Origin of the sequence: Fischerella muscicola PCC 7414 (genome assembly GCF_000317205.1) — a bacterium.
GTDB classification, from domain to species: domain Bacteria; phylum Cyanobacteriota; class Cyanobacteriia; order Cyanobacteriales; family Nostocaceae; genus Fischerella; species Fischerella muscicola.
Map to the genome: position 1 here is coordinate 16,613 of NZ_AJLK01000128.1, position 21,722 is coordinate 38,334.

Below are 21,722 nucleotides of genomic sequence, written 5' to 3' on the forward strand. Positions count from 1 at the left end.
GAAGCGTTAAAATATTAAGAAATATTAAATAATACTCCCAGTACACTCATGCAATGCGTTGTAAATCGCCGCGCTCAATTTTCGGCCAGCCATCGCTATTGGTTGCCAGAATTGAGTGAAGCTGAGAATTTAGAGAAATTTGGTGCTTGCTCTCGCTTTCCGGGACATGGACACAACTATGTCTTATTTGTCTCCCTAATAGGGGAACTAGATAAATATGGCATGGTGTTGAATTTGTCTGATGTCAAACACGTGATTAAGCAAGAAGTAACTAGCCAACTGGACTTTTCCTACCTCAACGATGTGTGGTCAGAATTTCAACAAACTCTGCCTACTACAGAAAATATTGCAAGGGTGATTTGGCAACGGCTAGCACCCCATTTACCTCTAGTCCGTGTGCAGCTATTTGAAAATCCTGAACTTTGGGCAGACTATATGGGAAACGGAATGGAAGCTTATCTCAATGTTAGTACTCACTTTAGCGCCGCTCACAGGCTAGCGCATCCTGATCTTAGCGATCAGGATAACTTCGAGATTTATGGTAAGTGTGCCCGTCCTAATGGTCACGGACACAACTACCATTTAGAAGTGACAGTAAAAGGGGAAATAGATCCACGCACTGGCATGATTGTAGATTTAGGTGCTTTAAATCAAGTGATTGAAGATTATGTGGTTGAACCATTTGATCACACTTTCTTGAACAAAGATATCTCCTATTTTTCAGAAGTTGTACCTACTGCTGAAAACATAGCACTTCACATTAGTAATTTATTGCGATCGCCTATTCAGAAATTGGGAGCAAGTCTTTATAAAGTCAAATTAATCGAAAGTCCGAATAATTCTTGTGAAATTTACTGCACACAGACAGAATCCAACTCTGTTAATGTCGCAGCTAATCAGCCAGTTTTAGCGCGTATTTAGTTAAAGATTGGTTCGTAGTAAGGACTTTAGTCCTTAAGTACGCAAGCGCTAAAGCGCTTACTACGAACCTGATTTCGTAAGTAGCGATAAATTTTCCAGGCTATTAGTCCAAAAGTGAAATTTAGTAAGAGGCGACTAAATATAAACCAGAGAATCTTAGGCTCAAAAAGCTGTGTTAAAGTGACAGAATTCAAACTTCTGAGCAACAGAAAAAATCCAAAAATTGCATTACCACCCAATACAAGCGCAAACATCACCAAGCCCCTCTGCCAAAAACGGTGCTGTGGTGTATAACCACTAATTAAAGCAATGGGTGGTATTCTTTGTACTTTTCGCAGCAACTGTTCTAGTCGCCAAAACATCCACAACAAAAAGGGAAATAAACCATAGCTGAGGAAAGACAATGGTTGTGGATAGCGCCAAGCACTAGATAAAACATTAACTAGAGCATGACAAACAACAGAATTGAGCCAAGCTTTGGCAACCCTGGGGTGATATCGAGGAAAAGATAATGCTAAGGCATAACCCCAAGGTGCAGAGAACATAGCATGGACTGGTGTGGTGAGCGATCGCTCGAAAACTGATGCTGTATCATGGATAAAATAAATCCAGTTTTCTTCAGCGGTGAATCCCAAAGCAACAGCTATGGTAAAGAGGAAGACTGTAGTGGGGCGTAAGCGATATTGACGATGCTGAAAATACCAGCCTAAAGCAACTACTACTATTAACTTACAACCTTCTTCTATTGGCCCCACCTCTAGCAACTGTCGCAAAGCAACACCCACAACAGTAGTGCGAATTTGTCGCCAGAGTGCAAATGAGTTGACTTGTGTTTCCACCAGCCACTCTAAACTAAGGGCAACGACACCAGATATTGCTCCAGCAACAAAAAATAACAGCAGTCGCAGCAGCGATGGGCTATTGGCTAAGCGCCAATAATAGTAAACCAGAAGCAACAAAGGGGGTGCAACTGCCCATAGAAACATATTATACAGAACAATTTAGGGAGCAATTCAAAAGGAAACCAGTATCAAGACAGTTAACTCCAGAAGCAGTAGACGCTGATGCCCATGAGCGTGACCGCTTGTTAACATATGATCGAGATTACATTGAGGGTAGTCGAATCATGGTGATTTTACCTACCAGCCCTCAACACCTGTTCAGCCGTCAGCTTTAAATCTAGGAAGGTTAGAGAGACGATGGTTTGATTGCCCCGAAACTGCTGAATTTCATACTCTCCATTCACTAGTGTGCACACAGAGAGGGTGGGTTGTTTGGGCTTCCCAATGTGTCGAGTACCACCATTACCTGCGTAGTCTGCAATCCAGTATTCGGGAATGCCTAAAACCGCGTAGTCCTCGACCTTACGGGCATAATCATTTTGCCAGTTGCTACTAACAACTTCCGCCACAAATTTAATCGAACTGCCCAATGTCAGGATCGACTGGTCAGACCACAGCGGTTCTTTGGTAAGTTCATCTCGATCAACAACTGCAACATCAGGTCGAAATGCTGTCATACTAATATTAGAAGGACGCAACAGTCCGCGCTGAAGGACAAACCAAGGTAAGCCTGTTCTGTCGATCTGAACGCAGAGCCTTGCTGTAATGAAGGCTGCTGCTTCTTCATGTAGGCCTGTTGGTTCCAAGTCGAACACCTCTCCATCGATCAGCTCATAGCGGTTATCGCCACCATAACGGGTGAGAAATTCCTCAAAGCTGAGTGGCTTTTGTTGTATTGGTTGGTTGATCGCAATACTCATAGGTCAACTTAGCCCAATCTAATGACTTCAGTCTACCAGACAGAACACGATTGGAATTTTAAGCAACTGGCACAATGGTAGTCCGTCTAGCATTGCTATTTGCAGACCTTGGACATCAGGTTGTCCTGGGTTCATGCGATCGCGATCAAGCCATCCAAATTCTCCAGAAGCTGATGATGGAACTGTAATGCACTTACTCCCCAATGAACTGAGCAATAATAGTGCGGTGACGAGGACTGTTGCAAGTGATGGTAGGAGTTTGGAAACCCGCCTCTACTATTGCTTGCTCAATATCCAAACTGAAATATTCATCTAAATATGGCTCAGTACTTTTAAGCAGCGTCAAAATGTAGGGAGGCATTTTTTTATAAGCTTCCGCTTGAGGATTCATATCCATGATTGCCAAATGTCCACCGGGACGTAGCAACCGTCTTGCTTCAGCAAAAATCTGCCGGGTAGGGGACTGGGGTAATTCGTGACACACCAAAAAAATAGAGACTAAATCAAAAGCAGCGTCTGGTAAGCCAGTTGATTCAGCCGCTGCGTGAACCCAATTGACGTGACGTTGCTGCTGTTGGGAACGGTAGTTAGCAACAGCTAAAAAGTAGGGAGATAAATCTACGCCAGTAACTTGGGCTTGGGGGTAAAGTTCTTGTAGGGCAAAAGTACTCATACCCACACTGCACCCTAAGTCGAGGATATCTCGCGGTGGGGTGGTAATTTGTTGCTTGAGGATATCATGGTAACTCTGACGCAGCTTAGCATCACCTTTAGCTCCTGCACCAGCCCAGATAGTAGCATGGACGGCGTAAGCAGCAACTTCTACTTCTAGGGCTGCATCCCAGCTGAGATTGCCTTTGTCGTAAGCGTGAAATGAAGTGAAGTAGTAGTCTGGGTATTTGAGTTGGGGATTTTGTATTTTTGCTAGTTCGTTTTCCCAGTTATGCGATCGCAGCGCCTGTACTTGTTTTCTCCAAGGCACTCCAATTTTCTCTGCCCGTTTGATCATCATTTGCCGGGCTTGATGTTTGGCAAGGTTGTACAGTGGCTTGATTGCCAGTACTCCGTTTACCAAGCGCGAAGCAAATCCTGGAGTATTATTTACAGCCGTATTCATCAGTATGTTACCCTACTTTTAGACCAATGACAAATAACTAATATGTTAAAAGTCTTTGCCGATCGCGGTGGTACATTTACAGATATTGTTGCTGTTACTGATAATCAAGCCATCATCAACAAACTCTCCCAACACCAAGAACGTTTTTTGATTGTTCCCCTGCCCAATCAGCAATGGATCATAGTTTACAAATTACTTTCAGAAAATCCCGAACAATATCAAGACGCTGTCATTCAAGGTATTCGAGATATCATCGGACTTTCTCGTAATCAACCCATACCCCAAGAAGCCATCGAAGTGGTAAAAATGGGAACAACAGTCGCTACAAATGCCCTGTTAGAAAGACATGGCGATCGCGTAGTTCTCCTGATTACCAAAGGGTTTAAAGATGCATTGCGAATTGGCTACCAAAACCGCCCTCAAATCTTTGCCCGACATATCATTTTACCCACAATGCTCTATGAACAAGTGATTGAGGTAGACGAACGCTATGATGCTCAAGGTAACGAATTAACCCCCGTCAACATTGCCCAAGTCAAAAAAGACCTACAAACAGCTTACAACACAGGCATTCGTAGTTGTGCCATTGTGTTTATGCATGGCGATCGCTACCCTCGTCACGAACAACAAGTCGCCCAACTTGCCCAGGAAATTGGTTTTACGCAGATATCTATCTCCCACCAAGTTAGTCCTTTGATGAAGCTGGTAAGCCGCGGCGATACAACAGTTGTAGATGCATATTTAACTCCAATTCTGCGTCGCTATGTCAACCAAGTAGCTAGCCAGTTACCTGGTGTAAGATTAATGTTCATGAAATCCGATGGTGGCTTAACCGATGCACAGCAATTTCAAGGTAAAGATAGTATTTTAAGTGGGCCGGCTGGGGGTATTGTCGGCGCAGTCCAAACCAGCAAAAGAGCAGGTTTTGATTTAGTTATAACCTTTGACATGGGCGGAACAAGTACAGATGTCGCCCACTTTAAAGGAGAATATGAACGTCAACTAGAATCAGAAATTGCTGGTGCACGGATGCGAGTTCCGGTATTAGCAATTAACACCATTGCTGCTGGCGGCGGTTCAATTTTGTTTTTTGATGGTTCTAGTTATCGTGTCGGGCCAGAATCAGCGGGATCAAACCCTGGCCCTGCTTGTTACCGTCGTGGTGGCCCCTTAGCCGTCACCGATGCTAATGTCATGTTAGGCAAAATTCACCCCCAATATTTTCCCTCTGTCTTTGGCACAGACGGCAATTTACCCTTAGATAAAAATATAGTTGTTGAGAAATTTACTCAACTAGCTCAAGATATCCAAAATGCTACAGGTAACACCCGTACTCCCGAACAAGTAGCCGCCGGATTTATTGCGATCGCTGTCGAGAATATGGCAAACGCAATTAAAAAAATCAGCTTACAACGAGGCTATGATGTCACTCAATATGTGCTTTGTTGTTTTGGTGGTGCAGGCGGTCAAGTTGCTTGTTTAATCGCCGATACTTTGGGAATGAAAAAGATATTTTTACACCCTTATGCAGGAGTTCTTTCAGCTTACGGTATGGGATTAGCTGATGTGAGGGCAATCAGAGAAAGCGGAGTTGAACGACCTCTCACCCAAGAACTAATCCCACAATTACAACAATTAATGCAAGTTTTAGAAACCCAAGCTAGAAGTGAACTAGATAGCCCCCTTACTAAAGGGGAACAGAGGGAGGTTAAAGCAAGCAACGAACAAGAAATAGTCCGAAAAGTTAACTTGAAATATGAAGGAACCAACTCGATTTTGACAATTGATTTTGCCTTAGATGTAGCAATGATGCAGCAAGAATTTGAAGTCGAACATAAATCGCGCTATGGTTTCATTCAAATAGAAAAAACCTTAATTGTCGAATCCGCCTCAGTTGAAGTAATTCAAAAAATGGATACCCCAGAAGAACCATTAATTACTCGTACCCATCCTCTTAATCAACCTGCCAACTCTGTTGAGACAGTACAGATGTTTACTGCTGACCAATGGCATAATACACCTGTTTATCGGCGAGAAGATTTACAACCAGAAGATAATATTAATGGACCAGCAATTATTGTCGAAAAAATTAGCACAATTGTCGTTGAGCCTGAATGGCAAGCAAGCTTAACTGAACGCAATCATTTAGTTTTGCAACGTCTTGATTAGGACTATTGTTTTTGAGTTAAATAATAAAAACAATTATGTACAAATTTGCTGCGGCTTGCCAAAGTGAACCCATTGTATTTGGTTCAGCCAGACCTGGATACAGTAGTGAGCAAGTTAACCAGTGGATTGAATTTATGCAAAATCAAGACATAAAACGCATTTGCTGTTTACTCCCTCATACTCAGCTAACTCGCTATTCAAATTTACTGGAAATCTACCGACAGAAATTTGGAATTGATCAAGTTTGTTGGACACCAATAGAAGATTTTCAATATGGCGATCGCCAAACCCTAACCCAGCAAATCCTACCCTTCCTAGCAGTTGCAGATCAGCGAAAAGAAAAAGTAGTAGTTCATTGTTCCGGGGGAGTGGGACGCACAGGACACGTCTTAGCCGCTTGGTTAGTCAGCAAAAGAGGATTCTCAAACCAACAAGCGATCGCAGCAGTCAGAAAAACAGGAAAAAACCCTTATGAAGCAGCAATTGCTGGCGTCCTCAAAGGAAAAAATCCTTGGAAAATGGTTGCAGAACTAAACGCACTTTTAGATGATTGTCGTCGTGCTGGAATAATCTTTATCTAACTCAGTAAACCAAAAAAATCCACACTTTCCTCTGCGTTCTCTGCATCTGGTGCGGTTATTTTATAAATAAAAATATGTACACAACATCTCAACCCGATCCTGTCCGCCTCGAAATCTTCAAAAACCTCTATCAATTTATCGCCGAACAAATGGGAATTGTTCTGCAAAACACAGCAGCATCAGTCAATATCAAAGAACGTTTAGATTTCTCCTGCGCAATTTTTGATGCATCCGGATTACTAGTAGCTAATGCCCCTCATATTCCCGTACATTTAGGCTCAATGAGTGAAAGTGTTCGTAGTTTAATTAATGATAAAGGTGACACCCTCAAACCAGGAAATGTTTATCTATCTAATAATCCCTATAACGGCGGCACCCATCTCCCCGATGTCACAGCAATTACCCCCGTTTTTAATGAAGACGAAAAACAAATTATTTTCTATGTAGCTTCCCGTGGACACCAAGCCGATATAGGCGGAATTACCCCTGGTTCTATGCCTCCCCACAGTACCACAGTCGAAGAAGAAGGAATTCTCTTTGATAATTTCCTCTTAGTAGAACAAGGCAATTTCCGAGAAAACCAAGTACGAGAAACACTCTTAAATCATCCCTACCCGGCTCGTAATCCTGAGCAAAATATTGCTGATTTTAAAGCACAAATTGCTGCCAATGAAAGAGGAGTACAAGAACTCCGAAAAATGGTTTCTCAATATGGACTCGAAACCGTCCAAGCTTACATGAAATTTGTTCAAGATAATGCCGAAGAATCTGTCAGAAGAGCAATTGATGTTCTCAAAAATGGCTCATTTATTTATGAAATGGATGACGGCGCACGTATTCAAATCAAAGTCACAATCAACAGAGAAAAACGCAGCGCTACTATTGATTTTACAGGCACATCTCGACAATTAAATACTAACTTCAATGCTCCGAAAGCCGTCACTCAAGCAGCAGTTTTATATGTCTTTCGGACTCTAGTTGATGATAGCATTCCCCTCAATGCCGGCTGTCTCAAACCTCTAGAAATTATTATCCCTGAAGGTTGTATGCTGAACCCAACCTATCCAGCAGCAGTGGTAGCCGGAAATGTAGAAACATCGCAAACTATTGTCGATGCTTTATATGGTGCTTTAGGCGTCATGGCTGCTTCTCAGGGAACCATGAACAATTTTACTTTTGGTAACGATCGCTATCAATATTATGAAACTATCTGCGGTGGTTCTGGGGCAGGCGCTAACTTTGATGGTACTGATGCAGTCCATACCCATATGACTAACTCCCGCCTTACCGATCCCGAAGTTTTAGAAACTCGCTATCCTGTTTTAGTAGAAAGCTTTAGTTTGCGTCCTGATAGTGGCGGTAAAGGAAAACACTCAGGTGGGAATGGCGTCATCCGCCGCATCAAGTTTTTAGAAGTGATGACAGCTAATATTCTCTCTGGACATCGAGTTATTCCTCCCTTTGGGTTAAATGGTGGAGAAGCAGCACAAGTTGGACGCAACTGGATACAACGTCAAGATGGAACCCAAGAGAACTTAAACAGCACAGCGACAGTACAAATGCAACCAGGAGATATTTTTGTCATCGAAACTCCCGGGGGAGGAGGATTTGGGGAAAAAGCTGAGAGTTAAACACTGAGGAGTTACCACCTAACCACCAACGGAAATTTTATCTGTGACCATCAGTGTTAATCTGTGTTCATCGGTGTACCCCTTGGGAAGCCTATGAGCGCGTCTACGACTTTCAAGTTAGAACACTTGGTATAGTTTTAGTTCCAATCCTACCAAAACTCCGAATTCATTAGGCATAAACTAAAATTATTAATTTTTAGCAGTTATTTACATACCTTCTAGAATCTATTTCAGTTTGTAACTATTTGCCTATGTCGTTATATCTATTCCTTTAGACTGATCTAAAAATAGAAAAAAATTTGGAATAAAGAAAAATGTCTTCAGTAAACTTTCTTTGTCATGGTTTTTTTGTTGCTGTTTCTTGTGTAGCCTGTATGATTGGTTTGCTTCTACTTTGGCAGAACAAACAGCAAAAAGAAAAAGATGATGCAGATGCAACAGAGGTAATTTTATTTAGAATGACCTTTTGTTACTGGCTAGTTTACTGCGTTGCTTTTGGTATTGAAAAATTAGTATTTCCTCACTGGGAAGCAGTACATATGACTTTGAGGATTACAACTGCTTTGTCATATTTCTTAACATTTTCTTGTATTGTTAGTTTGCCTCTACATAAGTTTGCAGTCCGCCAAGTAGAGGAATAGTGATTAGTTGTTGAGGATTGTCTGTAGTAAGCACAAAGGATGCTTACTACGAACTGAGTAGAGTAGTAATTTTAAACGCAGAGGAGCGCAGAGTTAGCGCGGAGGTTCGCAGAGTTTTTCACGGTTGTAATCGATTTTATTTGAGCAAGCTGACTAAAGCTTCAATTAATGTTTGATTCTGTTCATCAGTGCCGACTGAAATTCGTAGTTTATTATCTAATCCCGGTTGTTTGAAGTAACGCACTAGAATTCCTCGTTCCTTCAATCCTAAATAAAGCTGTTCTGCATTGCCTTCGGGAGGTGTAGCAAGGACAAAATTTCCTTGGGAATCAAGAACAGTGAAACCTAAGTTCTTTAAGTCAACAGTCAACTTTGCTCGTGATATTTTTACTTTCTCAGCACAAGCATTTTTATAAGCTTGATCCCGCATCGCAGCTGCACCAACTAAAGTGGCGATCGCATCAATGTTGTAACTATCTTTGACTTTAAACAAGCCTGTCAGTAATTGGGGATTAGCTACAGCAAAACCCATGCGTAAGCCTGCCAGAGAGTAGCCTTTGGATAAAGTACGCAAGACAATTACATTCTCAAATTCCTGTACCAACGGCAAAGCAGAAGATTCAGCAAAATCAACATATGCTTCATCGATCGCGACAATTCCTGCAACTTGCCGTGCTAAAGTACGCAAATCATCTAAGGGTACAGAATGACCAGAAGGACTGTTGGGAGAAGCAATAAAGGTAATCGCGCCATTAGCAGCAACCAGTTCATCAATAGGCAGTGTAAAATCTTGGGGATAGGGAACCTCAACAACTTCTGCTGGTTGCATCGCTGCTAGGGTACGATACAAAACGTAAGTCGGCATCGGGTAAACAACTTTGCGATCGCGTCCTTCCGCACAAGCACGCACCAGCACATTCAGCACATCATCACTACCGTTACCGACAATGATCCAATCTGTGGGTACACCCAATGCTTCACTGACAGCAGCACAAAACTCACGCGCAAAGGGATCAGGATAACGCCGTAACCACTCGCTGTCTAGGGTTCTGAGGATATTGAGTGCGTCTGGTGATGGCGGGTAAGGATTTTCATTGGTATTCAGCTTAATAATTTTGGTTCCCGGTTTCGGTTGTTCTCCGGGAACGTAACCAGTCATAGCATCAATGGCGTGACGGAAGTAACTCATGAAGTTCAAGTTCGCAGACTACTAGGATGATTATCGCTTCAGATGCTTTAGTGTAAAACACAGCAGGTTATGGGTTTCATTGCCAAAACTCTAGCTACTGAGGGGGTGACAAAGGGGATGTAACTTAGGCTTGGCTTGCCTTTCACTTTAATCACTGCTGAAAAGATGAGAATTAATTGAGCGCGATCGCGCTTTGTGAAAATAGGAGTTTTGAGTGCTGATGAATAAGAAAAATCTTGCTGTTGCTTTTTATCTTTGAGGGCGTCCGTCACCTGAAAGGCTTGCCCTGCCACAAGTTGACTGCGGTTGTCACCCCCTCAGCTCTAGCTATTTATGCTGTTGGGATGAACAATAGTAATTCCTTCGACTTCTATAAAGTCTTTTGGATTTAAAGTCAGAATATGGCCGATGTTATGGGCAAGCACTATTGCTTGTATGCGTAAATCGTGGATGCGTTTCCCTGAAATCTTATGAGTTGTAGCGAGGCTCAACCAAATGCGAAATATATCTGGTGTTTCTTCCAGCCACTCAAACTGATTTATGAGCATTTGCACTGCTCGTTCGGTTTCTTCTGGTGTCCATCCCAACCCATTTACAGTAACGGGACGGGTGGCTACAACCCAAAATTCAATTAAAACTTGAGGTGTAATAAAACACTGACCACCTTGTAGCAAGATTTGAAAAATAGCATTATTAATAATTTCGTACTCAGAGGAATGGGTCTCAGTAAACCTAAGAATAATATTCGTATCTAGTAAATAGCTTGTCATACACCGCGATCATCATAAATATTCTCACGCAGGCTTGCTTCAGCAGGCAAACTTATACTACTTTTCGGGAATTGAGCCATCCATTGACGAAACTGCTCGGCTTTTTCTGTTGGTGTTAAGTTTTTGTTAGTTGCTGTCTCTAGCTGTCTACTATGGAGTCTTGATTGAAAGAGTTTCTGGTCTTCGGGGGAGAGGTTTAATACCACTTCTACAAGGGAATTAACAAGTTGTACATTCATGGTTGTGTGTGTGATTTACTCTTTCTTACACTACGCGATGCGGTAGCCACTCCTATAGAGTATCGCTTTATTATAATATTCCACTCCATTCTTTTCTTAGCAACGCGAACCTACCCCAAAAAATTACATTTTTTACGTTTCTGTAACACAACCCTAAATAAACTAAAGAAAAAATTGCCCAGTAAAAAACACTAAAGCAGTCTTCTCTACTTTCAGTATTATTTTTTCTGATAATACTTTTCACTAAAATTGGGGAATGTAGGCTATCTGTCATCAAGAGCTGATAAAGTACGTAGCGAAAGTAAAATCGCGGCTTGTCATATTTAGACACCCGTAGCGGTTGAATTTACTTGCAAAAGAAGCCGTAAAATAAATTTCCGGCTTCTATATTCAACCTGTTAAAACGGGTTTCTACTTTCAGCTTGAACTTTAGTTCCAGGCTAGGAAGCCGTGATCGAGGAGTTGAGCGGAATTTTATTTAACATGAAGCGTAAACGTCTAGCATCTCGTCACTACACCTCTTTAATTAGTCTCACTCTCATTTCGAGTTTTGTTGCACCTGACGCAGCGATCGCAGCACCACCCAGAACACCAGACAAAACGGTAAACTGTGAAATTCTGGTTGTTGGTGGTGGACTGTCTGGTGTGGCGACTGCTTACGAAGGTTTACTAGCCGGGAGAACGGTTTGTCTGACAGAAATTACCGACTGGCTGGGAGGACAGATTTCTGCTCAAGGAACTTCAGCACTGGATGAACGACCAACCCAACGAGCAAAGTTATACTACTCTCGCGGTTACTTAGAACTGCGAAAGCGGATTGAACGCAAGTACGGCAAACTCAACCCTGGTGACTGCTGGGTAAGTGATTCCTGCTTTATGCCTAAGGATGGGCATGAAATCTTGAGTTCCATGCTCAAAGATGCGGAAAGAAAGGGTAAAGGGAAGTTGCAATGGTTCCCAAATACAGTCATTAAGGAATTGAATATCAGTTCTGATGGCAAAATCATTAATAATGCGATCGCCATCCAACATAAACCAGCACCTAATGCCCCCCCACTCAATACTTTTACCCTATCCCAAAGTATCCAAGACGCTTATACCTATCTCAATTCTTCCCGCTTTACCAAAACAATTATTCGCCTGGCTCCCAAACAAGCACAAAAAGGCAATGTTCCTAACTGGTATATTGTAGATGCCAGTGAAACTGGAGAAGTTGTTGGTCTTGCTGATGTTCCCTATCGTCTGGGTATTGATGCGCGTTCTTATTTAGAACCTTCATCTTCCAGCGCTACCAACGATCCCTATTGCACTCAAGGCTTTACTTACACCTTTGCAATGGAGGCAACTAAGGAACCGCAAAAGCAAACCATGCCCCCATTCTACATGCAGTACTCGCCCTACTACAGTTATGAATTGCAACGACTGGCAAGCTTTCCTTTAGTATTTACCTACCGTCGCATCTGGAGTCCCCGCAGAGGCGAAGAAATGAAATTTGGCGGTGTAACTTTTACGGCTCCCGTACCTGGCGACATCTCCATGCAAAACTGGACTTGGGGAAATGACTACCGTCCCGGAACCGCCAAAGATAACCTGATTTACACTCGTGAGCAACTCAAAGCCACCGGACAGCTTAACCCTGGTGGTTGGATGGGCGGACTGCGAGTAGAAACCTTGCGTAAAGGTGAGGAAAATGCCCTTGGTTATTATTACTGGTTGACAGCAGGGACTACAGATTCTCAATTAGGAAATGGCGTTAAGCAGCCACAACCAAACAATCGCTTCCTTTCTGGGTTAGATTCCCCGATGGGAACAGCCCACGGTTTGTCAAAATATCCATATATGCGTGAAGGCAGGCGGATCATCGGCCGTCCCAGTTGGGGTGCGCCTCAAGGCTTTAGTATTTGGGAAGTTGATATTTCTCGCCGCAAGTATGATGATCCCTATTATCGTCAGGTGCTTTCACCTGGTGAATATCGCCGTTTACAAGCAACCTTGGCAGGTTTAGAAGCTTTATCAGTCCTTTCAGGTCAAAAACCTCCAGAAACAGTTGCTCGACGCACTCGTTCTACAGTTTTTCCCGATGGTGTCGGTATTGGACATTATGCGATCGACTTTCATCCTTGCATGACAAAAAGCCCACCAGAAGCACCAGGAAACACAGAACGCGAAGGTGAAAGACGCGGTGCAGGCCAAGCTTATCCCTTCCAGATAGCTCTGCGGGCAATGATCCCACAAAAAATTGACAATTTGTTGGTAGGAGGTAAAAGTATTGCTACCAGTCACATTGCAGCAGCAGCTTACCGCGTCCACTCCTTTGAATGGTCTGCTGGTGCAGCAGCAGGGACTACAGCAGCTTTCGCTTTGAAAAACAATATCGCCCCCTACCAACTAGTAGATGAATTACCAAAAATAGAACCGCAATTACTAAAATTGCAACAACTACTCAAGAATAACGGCAACCCCACCGCTTTCCCTGATACCTCAATTTTCAATCAAAATTGGGAAGATTGGAAATAATTTTGTTGGGTGTTGGTAGTTGATTGGTGGTTGTGCCAAACAACAAACAACAATCAACTACCATAGACTAAACTGTTAATTGTAGTGTAGTTTTGTAAAGACCTGTTGGTTAATTCTTTTATGATTACCAAACTTTCAGCAGCTGTTTACGGGATGGCAGCGACACCAACTATAGCTCCTGAACGGTCAACTCAAGTTACCCGCAAGACCTATCCAAATTACAAAGTCATCGTTTTAAACGATGATTTCAATACTTTTCAGCACGTTGCTGAGTGCCTGATTAAGTATATTCCGGGAATGACTAGCGATCGCGCTTGGGAACTCACAAACCAAGTACACTACGAAGGCCAAGCCATTGTTTGGACTGGGCCCCAAGAACCCGCTGAACTTTACCATCAGCAATTACGTCGAGCCGGTCTCACGATGGCTCCTCTAGAAGCAGCGTAAAATTTATGACAAAACCCACCCCAGACACCCGCAAAGCAACACCTGTTAAAGATGGCAGATTAGTTTGGAATCACTCAACCCATATTCCTGGACTTATTCCCATTCTTGAACGTCTGTGCAAACTAGATGGCATTCAAACCGTCACACCAGGACAACTTGGACGAGTAAAAGGTCACAGCCCAAAGTTGCAATTGCGGGTGTCTGTACCCATTCGGGGCGGGTTTAAATTAATTGCACGTCACGGTAAAACTGTACAAGAAGTATTTATTTTAACTACCCTACCGCAGCAACAACTCGAAGAAGCGATCGCATCTGTAATGCAAAAGTAGTCAATTGTCAATTGTCAATTGTTAGTAGTTAGTAGTTAGTAGTTAGTAGTTGGTAGTTGTTTGTTGTACCAGACGTGCCATGGCACGTCTGTACAGTAGTTGGTAGTTGGTAGTTAGTAGTTAGTAGTTAGTAGTTTATTGTCTCCCCACCTCCCCACTGCCCCTAATCCCCACTCCCTTGGGGGAGTGGGGGCCGGTGAGTTCCCCACCTCCCTATTCCCCCAATTCAGCAAACAACTTTGCCAAAATCACGTTAGAAAACAAAAAGCCATCGGGATCACTCAAACGCAACTTTTCTCCCTCGAGTTTTACCCAGCTTTTTTGCAAGTACGGCTGTAAACATTTCTCAATCTCTTCTACCTTCTTTTCTCCAAACTGTTCTTTTAGCACTGCTAAATTGACGCCTTCTGCTAACCGCAACCCTAGCATTAAGGTTTCTAACAAAATTTCATCTGCTGATATTACTTCACAATCAATTACACAGCCAGTTTCTACCCACTGATAATATTCTTTGGTTTTACGGGGACGAGTATATCTTTTCCCTTCCACATAACTGGCTGCACCCATGCCAAAGCCATAGTAAGGGCGATTTTCCCAGTAAACTCGATTATGCCGACACTGGTGTCCTAGTTGGGCATAGTTGGAGATTTCATAATGTTCATAACCTGCACCAGTAAGGATTTGCTGCGCCATCTGGTACATTTTGACTGTAGTTTCATCTGTAGGTAGGGGATGAGTACCCCCTTTGTAATAACGACCAAAGGCAGTTCCAGGTTCTATAGTCAGGTCATAAATAGATATATGGGTTGGTGCGATCGCAATTGCTTTTTCTAATGACTCCTGCCACCTATCTAGGGTTTGATGCGGTAATCCTGATATGAGGTCTATGCTAAAGTCAGCAAACCCAACTTGCGAAATTAATTCTACTGCTTTGTAAATTTCGTTAACAGAATGCGATCGCCCACAAGCTTGCAATAAATCTGCATCAAAAGCTTGTACACCCAAACTCACACGGTTGACGCCTGCGCTACGATAACCTTGAATATGTTCTAAATCAAACGTACCTGGGTCTATTTCCATAGAAATTTCTACCCCAGGAGAAATACCAAATTTTTGCTCTAACGCTTTTAATATATGTTGCAATTGTTGCACAGATAAAAGCGAGGGAGTACCGCCACCAAAGAAAATTGTCTGCAAAGATTGACCAAAAACAGGAGCAAGGGCAATTTCTTGACACACAAAGTCTACGTATTGAGAGATTGTACCCGATGTTTCACCACGCAAGCGATCGCCTACGACAGAAATAGGAAAATCACAGTAAAAGCATCGGCGTCTGCAAAAAGGAATATGTATGTAGGCAGAAGTTGGAATAGCTGAAAATATATCTTTTTGTGCCATTTTAAGTGAAAATTAAAATATGATTATTAGAATTACAAAACATGAAAATTAATAAGTTAAGTAAAAGACAAAATCCAGAAGATATAAGCCCAGAGGTGAAAACAGCTTACTGCCAGTGTTCTTGGAGTTAGCATTTTATCTTAATTATTTCTAGCTATTTATTAACAATTTTTTATCGTTTTTCAGCAAAAAGATGGCAATAATAGAGCATAAAAATCTTTAGTTATAATGAGTGCAGATGTTGTCAGTCTCAACTTCTAGAATGAGCGTAATTATTCTAAATCGCTCTTAACGATGAGATAAAAATTACTTTACTTCTTATCGACTAACACTGTTGCAGGAAAACAACACAATTATGCTAGATGCAATTATCATTTTCTCATTCATCCTAGCAGCAGCAGGGGTAGGCTTCTATAGTATCGAGTTTCTACCAAACGGGGCACTCGAACGGGTGACAAACGAAGAAGCTCTGCGCTTAGTTTTTGCTGCTTTTGCTGCTATTATTGGCGGTGCAGTCGGTCTGAGATTTCAGACTGCATATCGTCGCCTAGAAAGTCAAGTCCGGGAGATGCCCTTTGAAATCATCTTAACCCGTGCGATCGGTCTAGTCATTGGGTTACTAATTGCTAATTTAATGCTAGCACCTCTATTCTTGCTACCGATCCCCACCGATTTTAGTTTTATTAAGCCATTGGTAGCAGTTGTTGGCAGCATCGTGCTGGCATACACTGGTATGAATCTGGCAGATACCCACGGACGTGGTTTATTGCGTTTGATCAATCCCAATACTGTAGAAACAATGGTGGTAGAAGGGACACTCAAACCAGCTAGCACCAAAGTATTAGACACCAGCTGCATTATTGATGGTCGTATTGAAACACTTCTAGAAACTGGCTTTTTGGAAGGACAATTACTTGTACCGCAATTTGTCTTACAAGAACTGCAACAAGTAGCGGATGCAAGCAAAGACCAAAAACGGGTACGGGGAAGACGGGGACTAGAAATACTCAACCGGATTAAAACAGTGTACCCCGATCGCATTTTGATTAACTCAATAGACTACGACGATATCACAACCGTAGATGCGAAGTTAGTTAGGTTTGCCCAAGAAATCAACGGCACACTCTTAACCAACGACTATAACTTATCCAAAGTCGCCAGTGTGCAAAAAGTGCCTGTTTTAAACGTTAACGATTTGGTTAATGCTGTACGTCCTACCTACTTACCAGGCGATAACATTGACCTTAAGATTCTCAAAGAAGGCAAAGAACCCAGTCAGGGTATTGGCTACTTAGACGATGGCACAATGGTTGTGGTTGAAGAAGGAAGCAATTATGTAGGTGGTGAATTGCGGGTAGTTGTCACCAGCGCCCTCCAAACCTCCGCCGGTAGAATGATCTTCGCCAAACCCCAAGCATCTGCATTGGCATGAAGGAAATGTCCAGTTCAAGTTTGCTAAATTTTTTTCTTGCCGATGCAATTTGATTGCATCGGTTATTTTTTGGTTAATTGCTCAATATATACAAGTTGTGCGGCAGCAACTGTGGTATAAACTGTCTAGCAATAAATAACCGAAATTAAAAATCAAAAATTAATCAAGATGAAATATATAAAATACATTTGTTTGACAGCTATTAGTAGCATTGTTGTAAGCATAACGAACTATCAGGGAGCAATAGTAGCAGCATTACCACCACCAGAAGACATACCAGAAGAAATATTACGGACAGAAATTATCTTAGCAGCGCGATCGCCGATTGATGGCAAACCCCTATCCGCAGCCGACTATGCACAACTGCAAGCCCAACTACAACAAGCCCCACCACCAAAACTAAGTCCTAATATCAGAGAAAATATCTTTTTGCTGAGACTGCGTAAAGCTTTACTTCAGCTTTTCCCATTTTTGGATACATTGATTTAGTCAATGGTCAAGTGTCAATTGTCGATTGTTAGTGGTTAGTGGTTAGTGGTTAGTAATTACAACTTCCGACTTCTGACTTCCCCCAAGTCGTCGTCCGACCTGTCCCCTTTCCCTTGTCTCCCCCCAAATTGATGATGACCCTCAAGACAAAATTTGCAAATAATTGTAAAGAATAATATATAGAACTTAATAAAGCAGTTTTACTTAGCCACTTTATTCAACCAACATAGGTAGCTCCATGTCTATGACCATGATTGCCCCCGAACAAGTAAACCGCATCGTTTGGAATCAACATCAAGATCCTTTTGAAATATTGGGTTCCCATCTTGTAGAAGCAAATGGCAAAACTGTCTGGGCTGTGCGAGCCTACCTACCCAATGCCAGCGAAGCGTGGGTGATTCTTCCCGAAGAAAGAAAAGAATATCCCATGCAAAGCGTGCATGATCCTCACTTTTTCGAGTGCGCGATTGAAACAAAAGAATTAGCTAACTACCAACTCAAAATCAAAGAAGGGGAACACGAACGAGTCATCTACGACCCTTACGCTTTCCGTTCTCCCCGCTTAACTGAGTTTGATTTGCACTTGTTTGCTGAAGGAAACCATCACCGGATTTACGAAAAACTAGGAGCGCACCCCATAGAAGTAGACGGCGTTAAGGGTGTTTATTTTGCCGTTTGGGCTCCCAATGCCCGCAACGTTTCAGTGATCGGCAATTTCAATCAGTGGGACGGACGCAAACACCAGATGCGTAAAGGACAAACTGGGATTTGGGAATTATTTATTCCTGGGCTTGGGGTAGGAGAACATTACAAATACGAAGTCAAAAATACAGAAGGTCACATTTACGAAAAATCTGATCCCTACGGTTTCCAACAAGAACCGCGTCCCAAAACAGCATCGATTGTCACTGACTTAAATAGTTATCAGTGGAACGACGAAGACTGGATGGAGGTGCGGCGTCATACTGATCCTCTGACTCAACCCATCTCAGTTTACGAAGTACATTTAGGTTCTTGGTTACACGCCTCTAGTGCAGAACCACCCAGACTGCCTAATGGGGAAACCGAGCCTATCGTTCCTGTTTCTGAACTTAATCCTGGTGCGCGTTTTCTGACTTATCGAGAGCTAGCAGACAGGTTAATCCCCTACGTCAAAGATTTGGGCTATACCCACGTGGAATTATTGCCCATCGCTGAACATCCCTTTGATGGTTCTTGGGGTTATCAAGTCACAGGCTATTACGCCCCTACTTCCCGTTATGGTAGCCCAGAAGACTTTATGTATTTTGTTGACCAGTGCCACAAAAACGGTATTGGCGTAATTGTAGATTGGGTTCCCGGTCACTTCCCCAAAGACGGTCATGGTTTAGCTTTCTTCGATGGTACTCACCTTTATGAACACGCTGATCCCCGTAAAGGCGAACATAAAGAATGGGGAACTTTGGTGTTTAACTACTCACGCAACGAAGTCCGTAATTTCTTAGTTGCCAATGCTCTATTTTGGTTTGATAAATTCCACATTGACGGTATTCGCGTTGATGCGGTCGCTTCCATGCTTTACCTTGATTATTGCCGCAAAGAAGGCGAATGGCTGCCCAACCAGTATGGAGGTAGAGAAAACCTAGAAGCAGCGGATTTTCTGCGTCAGGTAAATCACCTCATCTTTAGCTATTTTCCGGGAGTTGTTTCTATTGCTGAAGAATCTACAGCTTGGCCAATGGTTTCCTGGCCAACCTACACTGGTGGTTTGGGCTTCAACCTAAAGTGGAACATGGGCTGGATGCATGACATGCTGGATTATTTCAGTATGGATCCCTGGTTCCGTCAGTTCCACCAGAACAATGTTACTTTTAGTATGTGGTATCACCACAGCGAAAACTTCATGTTGGCATTGTCTCACGATGAAGTTGTGCATGGTAAAAGCAACATCATCGGTAAAATGCCTGGTGATAGATGGCAGAAATTTGCTAACGTGCGTTGTCTGTTCACCTATATGTTTGCTCACCCAGGCAAGAAAACCATGTTCATGAGCATGGAGTTTGGGCAGTGGAGTGAGTGGAATGTTTGGGCTGACTTAGAATGGCATTTATTGCAGCATGAGTCACACCAACAACTCAAAGACTTTTTCAAGGATTTAAACCATCTCTACCGCAGTGAACCGTCTTTGTATACCCTAGATTTTGCCCGAGAAGGGTTTGAGTGGATTGACTGTAGCGATAACCGCCACAGCGTTGTGTCCTTTATCCGCAGAGATAAGGATTCAGAAGATTTTGTCATTGTGGTTTGCAACTTCACCCCTCAACCCCATTCCCACTACCGCATCGGTGTACCGGAACCCGGATTTTATACCGAGTTGTTCAATAGCGATGCACGTAAATACGGTGGCAGCAATATGGGCAATTTAGGTGGTAAATGGACAGATAATTGGTCGATGCACAATCGCTCTTATTCGCTGGATTTATGTTTACCACCTTTGGGTGTGTTGATTCTCAAGTTGGATAGGGAGAAGACTGCTGAGGTGATGGAGTCTCAACAAGAATAATCTTAATTTTTGTTTCATCTGGTAGAATTTAGGTTAAATTATCCTTAGATAGGTCTTGTTGAGAATACTTGACCTATCTTTTTTTACACCAAAACTGTGACCCGCTTTGTCACCCCGTCAGTTCTCAGTATTGCGATCGCAAACTCTCCAAATATTAGTCGCTGTTTTATCTAATACATTAACAGGCTTAGTTGGTCTAGGAGTTGGAGTTAATGGGATTTTACTTTCCCCAAATCATATCTAAACGTTCTTGAGCAGCTTTGAGAGCCTTTTCAGGAGATTCACCTAACAAAGTCGCCTCAATAGCTCTCCCCAGACTATCAGAAAGACGGCTATATCCAGCAATTATTGGTCTAGCACGTGTCACAGACATTTGGTCTAAAAAGACTTTCAACACTGATTTTTGGTTGATCAGTTCCTGGAAAGCTTGACTTTGAGCAGATTTAATGTTTACTGGTAAAAAACCTGTTCCAATACTCCACTCAGTTTGAAATTCTTCACTCAACATGTACTCAAGAAACTTGAGTGCAGCTTGCTCTCTTTCTGGCGTGGTTTTCATGACGTACATGTTACCAGTACCAGCGACTGTAGCTTGTTGCAAATTTCCAGGAATAGGAAAGACATCAAAATCAACATCAGATTTCATGATGTAAGTCCAAGGCCCCGTAATTTGCATAGCCACGCGACCAGAGGTAAAATTATCTTCCTCGTAACCCCGCTCTGGAGGAGATAATTTAGCTGAACCATCTTTAATTAAATCTTGCCAGAATTGCAAAGCTGCGATCGCTCCTTTGTTCAGCAAATCTGGTTTGTCATTTTTGATTACCTCTCCCCCAGCACCAAATAGGAAAGGGAACCAACTAAACACAGTCCATTCTCCCTTTCCCAAGGGTAATAACATTCCGTATTGTTCAGGATGGTTGTCGCCATTACGATCTATAGTTAATTTATTAGCAACTTGCCGCAATTCTTCCCAAGTCTTCGGTAGTTCAGTTATTCCCGCAGCTTTAAATAGATCCCGTCGGTAAAAAATGCCCATATTGCTGGTATATAGTGGCACTGACCAAGTGTGACCATTTAACTGTAATTCTTCAAATAAATTTGGGATAATTTCTGATTTAATTGACAATTTATCTAACCAATCTTCTAACGGTCGAATTGCACCTAATTCTACCAACTGACCTGTAATTTGTGGGTAATATGTCAAAATATCGGGTGGAACATTACCGACCACTGCTGTTAAAACTTTCGGCAATTGTTGGTCAAGCTGACCAGCATAAATAGATTCTACTTGAATATCTGGATGAGTTTGATTAAACTTATCCACCAATTTTTGAAACACATCTCGATTGACAGGGGGATTAATTCCCTGCCAAAGTGTTAAATGAATAACTCCATTGTCTTTATTTTGTGTAGCTTGACAACCATATATAACTAATAACAAACATAAGCAAACTCCCACAATTGAAATTTGCCAAGCCGAACTCATAAACTGGCGTACATAATTTCTAATTTGGTATATTAAAAATTTTATGTTCATGCTCAGCA

The 21,722-nt window shown here is 42.4% G+C and carries 20 protein-coding genes; 11 read left to right on the forward strand and 9 right to left on the reverse strand.

Translation table 11 applies throughout. The features are described 5' to 3' along the window. Positions 1-48 precede the first annotated feature (48 nt). Entirely contained in the window at positions 49-921 is an 873-nt protein-coding gene (locus tag UYI_RS0120915) for a 6-carboxytetrahydropterin synthase (protein ID WP_016868622.1), read from the forward strand. A 26-nt stretch (positions 922-947) separates the two neighbouring features. Here the strand turns inward: UYI_RS0120915 and UYI_RS0120920 are convergent, their stop codons facing one another. From UYI_RS0120920 to UYI_RS0120935, 3 genes are all read right to left on the reverse strand, one after another. After that, entirely contained in the window at positions 948-1,907 is a 960-nt protein-coding gene (locus UYI_RS0120920) for a PrsW family intramembrane metalloprotease (RefSeq protein WP_016868623.1), read from the reverse strand. 149 nt (positions 1,908-2,056) lie between these two features. Next, a complete protein-coding gene (locus tag UYI_RS0120925) occupies positions 2,057-2,683 on the reverse strand; it encodes a Uma2 family endonuclease (RefSeq protein ID WP_016868624.1) in 627 nt (208 codons plus the stop codon). 193 nt (positions 2,684-2,876) lie between these two features. Next, the gene (locus UYI_RS0120935; RefSeq protein ID WP_016868626.1) at positions 2,877-3,800 is read right to left on the reverse strand and encodes a class I SAM-dependent methyltransferase; all 924 of its coding nucleotides are present in this window, start codon (positions 3,798-3,800) and stop codon (positions 2,877-2,879) included. A gap of 42 nt (positions 3,801-3,842) precedes the next feature. Between UYI_RS0120935 and UYI_RS0120940 the strand changes: the two genes are divergently transcribed. The 4 genes from UYI_RS0120940 (at position 3,843) to UYI_RS0120955 (ending at position 8,822) form a co-directional block, all read left to right on the forward strand. Then, on the forward strand, positions 3,843-5,969 hold the full coding sequence (locus tag UYI_RS0120940; protein WP_016868627.1) for a hydantoinase/oxoprolinase family protein: 2,127 nt from the start codon (positions 3,843-3,845) through the stop codon (positions 5,967-5,969). 35 nt (positions 5,970-6,004) lie between these two features. Further along, positions 6,005-6,550, forward strand: coding sequence for a protein-tyrosine phosphatase family protein (locus UYI_RS0120945; protein ID WP_016868628.1), 546 nt, complete (start codon positions 6,005-6,007; stop codon positions 6,548-6,550). A gap of 74 nt (positions 6,551-6,624) precedes the next feature. After that, on the forward strand, positions 6,625-8,181 hold the full coding sequence (locus tag UYI_RS0120950) for a hydantoinase B/oxoprolinase family protein (RefSeq protein ID WP_016868629.1): 1,557 nt from the start codon (positions 6,625-6,627) through the stop codon (positions 8,179-8,181). A 314-nt stretch (positions 8,182-8,495) separates the two neighbouring features. Then, positions 8,496-8,822, forward strand: a complete 327-nt coding sequence (locus tag UYI_RS0120955; RefSeq protein ID WP_016868630.1) for a hypothetical protein — start codon at positions 8,496-8,498, stop codon at positions 8,820-8,822. A gap of 136 nt (positions 8,823-8,958) precedes the next feature. On the opposite strand, the gene hisC is transcribed toward UYI_RS0120955, so the two are convergent. Genes hisC through UYI_RS0120975 form a run of 4 tightly spaced genes read right to left on the reverse strand, consistent with a single transcriptional unit; the run spans position 8,959 to position 11,020 of the window. After that, positions 8,959-10,011 (reverse strand): histidinol-phosphate transaminase, encoded by a 1,053-nt coding sequence (gene hisC, locus UYI_RS0120960; RefSeq protein ID WP_026086080.1) that lies wholly within the window; start codon positions 10,009-10,011, stop codon positions 8,959-8,961. A gap of 47 nt (positions 10,012-10,058) precedes the next feature. Continuing rightward, a complete protein-coding gene (locus UYI_RS0120965; RefSeq protein WP_016868632.1) occupies positions 10,059-10,304 on the reverse strand; it encodes a hypothetical protein in 246 nt (81 codons plus the stop codon). Between the two features lie 30 nt (positions 10,305-10,334). Beyond that, positions 10,335-10,781 carry a type II toxin-antitoxin system VapC family toxin gene (locus UYI_RS0120970; protein WP_016868633.1) on the reverse strand — a complete coding sequence of 149 codons (447 nt, stop codon included), beginning with the start codon at positions 10,779-10,781 and terminating at the stop codon, positions 10,335-10,337. Continuing rightward, positions 10,778-11,020 (reverse strand): hypothetical protein, encoded by a 243-nt coding sequence (locus tag UYI_RS0120975; RefSeq protein WP_016868634.1) that lies wholly within the window; start codon positions 11,018-11,020, stop codon positions 10,778-10,780. The genes UYI_RS0120970 and UYI_RS0120975 overlap by 4 nt, the downstream gene beginning before the upstream one ends. Before the next feature lie 483 nt (positions 11,021-11,503). On the opposite strand from UYI_RS0120975, the gene UYI_RS0120980 reads away from it, so the two are divergent. From UYI_RS0120980 to UYI_RS0120990, 3 genes are all read left to right on the forward strand, one after another. Then, on the forward strand, positions 11,504-13,537 hold the full coding sequence (locus tag UYI_RS0120980; RefSeq protein WP_016868635.1) for an FAD-dependent oxidoreductase: 2,034 nt from the start codon (positions 11,504-11,506) through the stop codon (positions 13,535-13,537). A gap of 120 nt (positions 13,538-13,657) precedes the next feature. Then, positions 13,658-13,984, forward strand: a complete 327-nt coding sequence (clpS, locus tag UYI_RS0120985) for an ATP-dependent Clp protease adapter ClpS (RefSeq protein ID WP_016868636.1) — start codon at positions 13,658-13,660, stop codon at positions 13,982-13,984. 5 nt (positions 13,985-13,989) lie between these two features. Then, positions 13,990-14,313 (forward strand): DUF2103 domain-containing protein, encoded by a 324-nt coding sequence (locus UYI_RS0120990; protein WP_016868637.1) that lies wholly within the window; start codon positions 13,990-13,992, stop codon positions 14,311-14,313. 213 nt (positions 14,314-14,526) lie between these two features. On the opposite strand, the gene hemW is transcribed toward UYI_RS0120990, so the two are convergent. Next, positions 14,527-15,711 (reverse strand): radical SAM family heme chaperone HemW, encoded by a 1,185-nt coding sequence (gene hemW, locus UYI_RS0120995; RefSeq protein ID WP_016868638.1) that lies wholly within the window; start codon positions 15,709-15,711, stop codon positions 14,527-14,529. Between the two features lie 355 nt (positions 15,712-16,066). Between hemW and UYI_RS0121000 the strand changes: the two genes are divergently transcribed. The 3 genes from UYI_RS0121000 to glgB all read left to right on the forward strand — a co-directional run bounded on the left by UYI_RS0121000 (position 16,067) and on the right by glgB (position 20,174). Continuing rightward, positions 16,067-17,143 (forward strand): PIN/TRAM domain-containing protein, encoded by a 1,077-nt coding sequence (locus UYI_RS0121000; protein WP_016868639.1) that lies wholly within the window; start codon positions 16,067-16,069, stop codon positions 17,141-17,143. Between the two features lie 168 nt (positions 17,144-17,311). Further along, complete coding sequence (locus UYI_RS0121005) at positions 17,312-17,632, forward strand: hypothetical protein (RefSeq protein WP_016868640.1); 321 nt, start codon at positions 17,312-17,314, stop codon at positions 17,630-17,632. A 244-nt stretch (positions 17,633-17,876) separates the two neighbouring features. Beyond that, a complete protein-coding gene (gene glgB, locus UYI_RS0121010) occupies positions 17,877-20,174 on the forward strand; it encodes a 1,4-alpha-glucan branching enzyme (protein ID WP_016868641.1) in 2,298 nt (765 codons plus the stop codon). Positions 20,175-20,394: 220 nt separating this feature from the next. Here the strand turns inward: glgB and UYI_RS0121015 are convergent, their stop codons facing one another. Next, positions 20,395-21,714, reverse strand: a complete 1,320-nt coding sequence (locus tag UYI_RS0121015) for an ABC transporter substrate-binding protein (protein ID WP_026086081.1) — start codon at positions 21,712-21,714, stop codon at positions 20,395-20,397. Positions 21,715-21,722: the final 8 nt, after the last annotated feature.

Excerpts from the sequence above, each read along its gene's own strand:
- clpS (WP_016868636.1), top strand. The coding sequence starts at position 13,658 with ATGATTACCAAACTTTCAGCAGCTGTTTACGGGATGGCAGCGACACCA.
- hemW (WP_016868638.1), bottom strand. The coding sequence starts at position 15,711 with ATGGCACAAAAAGATATATTTTCAGCTATTCCAACTTCTGCCTACATA.
- UYI_RS0120955 (WP_016868630.1), top strand. The coding sequence starts at position 8,496 with ATGTCTTCAGTAAACTTTCTTTGTCATGGTTTTTTTGTTGCTGTTTCT.
- hisC (WP_026086080.1), bottom strand. The coding sequence starts at position 10,011 with ATGAGTTACTTCCGTCACGCCATTGATGCTATGACTGGTTACGTTCCC.
- UYI_RS0120935 (WP_016868626.1), bottom strand. The coding sequence starts at position 3,800 with ATGAATACGGCTGTAAATAATACTCCAGGATTTGCTTCGCGCTTGGTA.
- glgB (WP_016868641.1), top strand. The coding sequence starts at position 17,877 with ATGACCATGATTGCCCCCGAACAAGTAAACCGCATCGTTTGGAATCAA.
- UYI_RS0120970 (WP_016868633.1), bottom strand. The coding sequence starts at position 10,781 with ATGACAAGCTATTTACTAGATACGAATATTATTCTTAGGTTTACTGAG.
- UYI_RS0121000 (WP_016868639.1), top strand. The coding sequence starts at position 16,067 with ATGCTAGATGCAATTATCATTTTCTCATTCATCCTAGCAGCAGCAGGG.
- UYI_RS0120940 (WP_016868627.1), top strand. The coding sequence starts at position 3,843 with ATGTTAAAAGTCTTTGCCGATCGCGGTGGTACATTTACAGATATTGTT.
- UYI_RS0120950 (WP_016868629.1), top strand. The coding sequence starts at position 6,625 with ATGTACACAACATCTCAACCCGATCCTGTCCGCCTCGAAATCTTCAAA.
- UYI_RS0120915 (WP_016868622.1), top strand. The coding sequence starts at position 49 with ATGCAATGCGTTGTAAATCGCCGCGCTCAATTTTCGGCCAGCCATCGC.
- UYI_RS0120980 (WP_016868635.1), top strand. The coding sequence starts at position 11,504 with ATGAAGCGTAAACGTCTAGCATCTCGTCACTACACCTCTTTAATTAGT.
- UYI_RS0120975 (WP_016868634.1), bottom strand. The coding sequence starts at position 11,020 with ATGAATGTACAACTTGTTAATTCCCTTGTAGAAGTGGTATTAAACCTC.
- UYI_RS0120945 (WP_016868628.1), top strand. The coding sequence starts at position 6,005 with ATGTACAAATTTGCTGCGGCTTGCCAAAGTGAACCCATTGTATTTGGT.
- UYI_RS0120920 (WP_016868623.1), bottom strand. The coding sequence starts at position 1,907 with ATGTTTCTATGGGCAGTTGCACCCCCTTTGTTGCTTCTGGTTTACTAT.
- UYI_RS0121005 (WP_016868640.1), top strand. The coding sequence starts at position 17,312 with ATGAAATATATAAAATACATTTGTTTGACAGCTATTAGTAGCATTGTT.
- UYI_RS0120925 (WP_016868624.1), bottom strand. The coding sequence starts at position 2,683 with ATGAGTATTGCGATCAACCAACCAATACAACAAAAGCCACTCAGCTTT.
- UYI_RS0120990 (WP_016868637.1), top strand. The coding sequence starts at position 13,990 with ATGACAAAACCCACCCCAGACACCCGCAAAGCAACACCTGTTAAAGAT.
- UYI_RS0121015 (WP_026086081.1), bottom strand. The coding sequence starts at position 21,714 with ATGAACATAAAATTTTTAATATACCAAATTAGAAATTATGTACGCCAG.